Raw genomic sequence first — 3,561 nt, 5'->3', positions numbered from 1 at the left:
TCTTCATTTCTGTTCTTCTATCGCCTCCACATACCTTCCACTTCTAGAGTGTTCACTTCTCTTATCTTCCTAAACAGCTTTTCTCTATCTCAATTAGCGACGATGATTTTTCTTTGCCTGTTCACTTGCTGAGCCAAGTAACTGAATGATCATTTTTTTAACCTGTGATCGTCCGGTAAAATTTTCAGGCATTATATCCAGAAAGTTTTGTAAAAACTGCACTGCCTGCGCCGTTTTTCCGGCTTGATGCAATGCATCGGCCAACAATAGGCGTGGATAAAAATCTGTTGGCGCTAAATCCGCAGCTTTTTGAAAAGCATTTTGTGCTTCTTGCGTTATCATTCCCCCTTCATAACCAACCAATGCTAAACCATATCCTACAAGCCTTGGAGCTGTTTCTCCATTCAAACGAAGGGCATCTAAATAAGTATTTATAGCCTCTTGAAAATAGCTTTCTTCAAGATACCCTACCGCTAACGCATCTGCTAGCTTGCCATCATGAGGAGAACGGGAAAAAAGCACTTGTAGACGAACAAGCTTTTCTTGTTGACTGAGAATTTTAGGATCCTTATCCATTAATTCGCTAAAAAAATAACTTTTCACTTCTGGACTACCTGTCAAGCCATAAATACTCCATGTCATCAGAGGAACAAAAAAAATACTTAAAGCTTTAAGAATATTTCTTTTTGTATAGGGCCTATAAAGCTTATGAGTATCAACCATATGCCTATGACTTTTATCAGCATCTATAGTTTGAACTTTCCACTTTTTTTCTCCCCCATCGTCAAAACGGAGTGAAAGAAACAGAATAATTGTCAGAAAAGTGAGAAAAAATGCTGCAAAAATGAGTAAAAGCATATCATTTTTTTCCAATACGAACAGAAGATAACGCGCTTATCTTTTCCCCTATTCACGAGATATGAGAAGAGTGATGTGAAATGATAAAAATTCATCTTTTTATGAAAAACATCGTAAAATCTTTTGTTCCTTTCTCGCATAAAGATTACTTCTATCAAGAAAATAAAAACAAGGCTTTATTTTCATATTTTGATTATAAAGATCTTCTGAAATGCCTCTCTACTTTTTGCATTGTCTAAATATTTCTCACAAACTTTATAGACATTTCCTCCTTAAGAAGAAAATATGTTATTCTCCCATTTTGGGTAATAAGACTTTTGTACATAATCCACCCAAGACAGAACGCGATAAAAAAAGATTTCCGCCATATTCATTGACCAGATCTGAAACAATTGCTAACCCTAAACCTGTCCCCGGCTTACTTTCATCAAACCGACACCCTCTTTTTAACGCTTCATCAATTTTATCTTCTGTTAAACCAGGACCATCATCTTCGACAAGGATACTAAAATATTTCTCTTCTTCAACGTTTTCGTCTAAACAACAAGAGATCAACACCTTTGCGCGAGACCACTGAGTAGCATTTTCAATCAAATTTCCTATAATTTCTTCTAAATCTTCCTTCTCTCCAGAAAAAACAATATCATCAACATCCATAATAAATTGAATTTGTTTTTCAGGATTAAGCTTTTTCATAACCCGCACCAAACGATCAACTACACTACGAACAGACGTATGATAGATAATGCTATCGCATTGCGCTGCAATCCGCGCCCGCTGAAGATAATGATTAATTTGAGCTTGCATGATTTGCGTTTGCTCTCTCAACAAAAAAGTCTGTTTTCCGTGCATCTTATCTGTCTCATTCATAATCACGGACAGAGGCGTCTTCAATGAATGCGCAAGATTACCAACCTGTGTGCGAAATCGTTCAATAATACGCTGGTTATTCTTAATGAGAGCATTCATCTCTTGTGCAAGGGGCATCACTTCGCTGACTAAATCCGTATTCACATAATGAACTCTCCCTTCTCGAATATCATTCAATGTGCGCCGAATAAGTTTTAACGGTTGAAAACTAAAGAAAATAATAGCAATATTAATAAGAACACTCCCAAGACCAAAACTCCAAAGAAAAATTTGCAAAGTCCGCTTAAATTCCTTTACTTGGGCATGAGCTTCATCCATATTCCCCACAAGCCGAAAACGTGCAATATGATTTTTATTATCAAGAACAACATCACTCTCAATCACTTGTAACTTTTGACCATTGTTCCCCTTTATTCGATAAGAGCGAAAGAATTTATTGTCAAAAGGTATATCGACATCGCTGGGTGTAAATAACTCTTCTGTTCCCAATGAGGGAGATGTCAATCTTCCTTTTAAATTATGAGATATGGCAACAATTTCCCAATACCATCCCGTTGTTGGATCAGTATAACGAATGTCATCAATCCCAGCCCCTCCTCTCAAAGTACCGTCTGGGGCTACCCTCACTGTTGCAATCAAACTGTAGAGTTGAGCAGAAAGGATCCGTTCTAGGCTCTCTTCAGTTGAACGTTTATAAAATAAAATACTCACTGCAGAAATCGATAAAAGGGAAATAACAACCCATAGTGTTGATAAGATCATAACACGTAAACTGAGAGATCGCGTAATGACAAAAAAGAACCTCTTAAACCAATTATCTTCTTTGAAAACATTCATCCATCACCTAGTGTTCTCACGCGATACCCCATGCCTCGAATGGTTTCGATCAAATCCACTCCAAGCTTTTTCCGTAATCGACCAACAAAGACTTCCACCGTATTCGAGTCTTTATCAAAATCCTGATCATAAAGATGTTCGGTAAGCTCCGTTCTTGAAATAACTCTGTCACAATGATGCATAAGGTAGGAAAGAAGTCTAAATTCATAAGACGTTAGTTTAATCAATTGACCATCTACAAAAACACGAGATGTCTTCGTATCCAATAAAACATTTCCGCAACATAAGGCACTTGTCGCATGTCCTGTCGCACGGCGAATGAGCGCCCGCAAACGTGCCATCACTTCCTCCACATGAAATGGCTTTACAACATAATCGTCAGCTCCTGCATCAATACCATGAACTTTATCAGACCAACGATCTCGTGCCGTTAACATTAAAACAGGCATGGTGCGCCCTTCTTGACGCCATTTTTCAACAACACGAACACCATCAATTTGCGGTAAACCTATATCAAGTATCACCGCATCATAAGACTCCGTGCTGCCTAAAAAATAAGCCTCTTCACCATCGAAAGCACTATCGGAAACATACCCTGCCCGTTTTACAGCTTCTGCTAATTGATGGTGAAGATTCCGGTCATCTTCAACGATTAAAATACGCATCACAACACCATCTGCCAAAGACTAATCAGCAGGAACGGAAAACTCAACACGGCGTAATTTCTCACCATTACGGGCTGGTATAACAACCACAATTTCACACATATCCATTCCATCGTGAACAACCAATTTTGAACGGACGAGAACCCCTTTCTCTTGAGTTGCAACCTTCTTACCCACCTCAGCACAACTAGCAGCCAGAACAGAATCTGCCCCTAAAAAATTTGCTAACATTAAAAATAAGAAAACTTTTTTCATCATAGATATCTCAACAACCTATCCTCCTCCTTGTGAAGGATAAAAGAAATAATGTTTTTTTTGGGGTTGATTTAAA

Annotated in this window: 4 protein-coding genes; all 4 read right to left on the bottom strand. The window is 38.1% G+C overall.

Annotated elements, in window-relative coordinates; all coding sequences use genetic code 11:
- Window positions 1-93: 93 nt before the first annotated feature.
- Entirely contained in the window at window positions 94-858 is a 765-nt protein-coding gene (locus tag BN338_RS06770) for a tetratricopeptide repeat protein (protein ID WP_039760385.1), read from the bottom strand.
- Between the two features lie 288 nt (window positions 859-1,146).
- Window positions 1,147-2,565 carry an ATP-binding protein gene (locus BN338_RS06765; protein WP_039760330.1) on the bottom strand — a complete coding sequence of 473 codons (1,419 nt, stop codon included), beginning with the start codon at window positions 2,563-2,565 and terminating at the stop codon, window positions 1,147-1,149.
- Window positions 2,562-3,230: a response regulator transcription factor gene (locus BN338_RS06760; RefSeq protein WP_039760383.1), complete on the bottom strand. Its 669-nt coding sequence runs from the start codon at window positions 3,228-3,230 to the stop codon at window positions 2,562-2,564. The genes BN338_RS06765 and BN338_RS06760 overlap by 4 nt, the downstream gene beginning before the upstream one ends.
- Before the next feature lie 21 nt (window positions 3,231-3,251).
- Window positions 3,252-3,488: a hypothetical protein gene (locus BN338_RS06755; protein ID WP_039760327.1), complete on the bottom strand. Its 237-nt coding sequence runs from the start codon at window positions 3,486-3,488 to the stop codon at window positions 3,252-3,254.
- Window positions 3,489-3,561: the final 73 nt, after the last annotated feature.

Origin of the sequence: Bartonella queenslandensis AUST/NH15, from assembly GCF_000312585.1 — a bacterium.
Classification (GTDB): Bacteria; Pseudomonadota; Alphaproteobacteria; order Rhizobiales; family Rhizobiaceae; genus Bartonella; species Bartonella queenslandensis_A.
This window is presented reverse-complemented; position numbering and strand designations above follow the sequence as displayed.

Coding starts and splice junctions, on each gene's coding strand:
- BN338_RS06770 (WP_039760385.1), bottom strand. CDS start 858: ATGCTTTTACTCATTTTTGCAGCATTTTTTCTCACTTTTCTGACAATT.
- BN338_RS06765 (WP_039760330.1), bottom strand. CDS start 2,565: ATGAATGTTTTCAAAGAAGATAATTGGTTTAAGAGGTTCTTTTTTGTC.
- BN338_RS06760 (WP_039760383.1), bottom strand. CDS start 3,230: ATGCGTATTTTAATCGTTGAAGATGACCGGAATCTTCACCATCAATTA.
- BN338_RS06755 (WP_039760327.1), bottom strand. CDS start 3,488: ATGATGAAAAAAGTTTTCTTATTTTTAATGTTAGCAAATTTTTTAGGG.